Below are 549 nucleotides of genomic sequence, written 5' to 3' on the forward strand. Positions count from 1 at the left end.
GGCGGCGGATCACCGCCGCCCGCCCCGGGGCCCACGGCGCCCGGATGCCGGCCACCGGTCCGGGCCGCTGGGCGGTGTTCGACCCCGCCGGCGACGTCGAGCACGTGACGACCCCGCCGGCGACGCCGGCCGACGCGGCCCGCACCGCGACTGACGGAGGTACCCAATGACGACGGTCAAGCGCCTTTTCGCTCGCCTGCGCCCCGACCGCGCCCCCTCGGCCCCGGCGCCGCTGGACCTGGCCGACGCGGCCCCGCTGCTGGCCGCCGGCCCCGCCGAGGGACTGCTACTGGGCAGCCCAGGCTCCGGGGCACCGGTGTGGTGGCACCCCGGCCACGGGCACGCGCAGATCGTGGGCGGTGACGGCAGCGGCGGAACGTGGCTCACCTTGTCCCTGGCGTCCCAGCACATGAGCAACGGCGGCGCCGTCCTGGTGATCGACGGCGGGGGCGGGTGGCAGTGGCGCCACGCGGCCGAGGCCGGCGCCGAGGTCTACGCCGCGCACCCCTTCCACGCCGACGCCGGGGAAGGCCCCTACGCCGGCGGCCG

The 549-nt window shown here is 79.1% G+C and carries 1 protein-coding gene; it reads left to right on the forward strand.

Features of this window, described 5'->3' with window-relative positions; translation table 11 throughout:
• Positions 1-166: 166 nt before the first annotated feature.
• On the forward strand, positions 167-549 hold a 383-nt coding region (locus D450_RS31630), incomplete at its 3' end, for a P-loop NTPase family protein (protein ID WP_039821178.1).

The organism is Nocardiopsis halophila DSM 44494 (assembly GCF_000341245.1).
In the GTDB taxonomy this organism is placed as follows: domain Bacteria; phylum Actinomycetota; class Actinomycetes; order Streptosporangiales; family Streptosporangiaceae; genus Nocardiopsis_A; species Nocardiopsis_A halophila.